Raw genomic sequence first — 1334 nt, forward strand, 5'->3', positions numbered from 1 at the left:
CGCAGGATGTGGTCGGCGATGGCGGCGGGAGTCGGATAATCGAAAATCAACGTCGCCGGCAACCGCAACCCCGTCACCACATTCAACCGATTCCGCAACTCCACCGCCGTCAACGAATCAAAACCCAACTCCGTAAACGGCCGATCCGGATCCACCGCCTCCACACCCTCATGCGCCAACACCAACGCCGCCGTACGACGCACCACATCCAGCACCACCACCCGCCGCTCAACCTCACCCAACCCCACCAACCGCTCCACCAAACCCCCACCCACACCCCCATCAACCACCACCGCACCCACCGACCGCGTCCGCACCCGCACCAACCCCGAAAACAACGACGGCAACTCCCCCGCCTCCGCCAACCCCCGCAACACCGGCAAATCCAACCGCACCCCCAACACATGCGCACGCGACACCACCAACGCCGCATCAAACAACGCCAACCCCTGCTCCACCGACATCAACGCCACACCCGCACGACCCATCCGCGCCCGATCCACCACACCCACATGAGCCGTCATCGCACTCACCGCATCCCACAAACCCCACCCCACCGACACCCCCGGCAACCCCCGAGCCCGCCGCCACGCCGCCAACCCATCCAAAAACCCATTCGCCGCCGCGTAATTCGACTGCCCCGCATTACCCACCGTCGCCGCCACCGACGAAAACAACACAAACCCCGCCAACGGCAAACCCGCCGTCAACTCATGCAACACCCACGCCCCATCCACCTTCGGCCGCAACACCGCATCCAACCGAAACCCATCCAACCCCTCCACCGTCACGTCATCCACCACACCCGCCGCATGCACCACCGCCGTCAACGGCCGCGACCCCAACGAACCCAACAAACCCGCAACCGCCACCCGATCCGCCACATCACACGCCACCACCTCCACCGACACCGCACCCAACCCCAACAACTCATCCCGCAACCCCACCGACCCCTCCCCCAACCCACCACGCGACGTCAACACCACATGCCGAACCCCATGCACCCCCACCAACCGCCGCGCCACCAACGCACCCAAAACCCCCGTCCCACCCGTCACCAACACCCACCCATCCACATCCCAACCCAACGAACCCCCCACCACCGACGACGACACCCGACCCAACACCGGCCCAAACACCCCCACCCCACGAACCGCCACCTGCCCCAACCCCGACCCCACCACCTGCCCCACCACACCCCACGACACCCCCCCATCCACATCCACCAACACCACACGACCCGGATGCTCCGACTGCACCGACCGCACAAACCCCCACACCGCCGACCCCGCAACATCAACCACCCCACCATCACAACCCACACCCACCGCGCC

1 protein-coding gene is annotated in these 1334 nt (G+C 66.0%); it reads right to left on the reverse strand.

What is annotated here, in order from left to right; translation table 11 throughout:
- On the reverse strand, positions 1–1328 hold a 1328-nt coding region (locus tag ACLQ2X_RS28330), incomplete at its 3' end, for a type I polyketide synthase (protein ID WP_425684128.1).
- Positions 1329–1334 lie beyond the last annotated feature (6 nt).

This window comes from Micromonospora sp. DT31, assembly GCF_049841795.1.
Taxonomy (GTDB): Bacteria; Actinomycetota; Actinomycetes; order Mycobacteriales; family Micromonosporaceae; genus Micromonospora.